Annotated in this window: 1 pseudogene; it reads right to left on the minus strand. The window is 46.3% G+C overall.

Going from position 1 to position 218, the window contains the following annotated elements:
- Window positions 1-218: pseudogene (locus ACE01P_RS24535) on the minus strand (type IV secretion protein Rhs); the annotation flags it as partial.

Consider the following 218-nt stretch of genomic DNA (forward strand, 5'->3'; position numbering starts at 1 on the left):
TCAAAATTCTGCATATTGACTCCGTAGACCAGTTCAGGCTCCCCGCCTGCACTGCCCGGAACGCCAAAAACAATCCTGCGTCCGTTGTCGTAAAACCATTGCCCGTAGCGTCTGGCCAGACGGTTTAGGAATTTAAAGCAGCTTTCGTTGTACTGAACCGTATAGGGAAGATTATTGGCATAAAACGATTTTATATCCATCTCTATATTATGCCCCGA

Source organism: Flavobacterium sp. HJSW_4, assembly GCF_042436695.1.
GTDB lineage: Bacteria > Bacteroidota > Bacteroidia > Flavobacteriales > Flavobacteriaceae > Flavobacterium.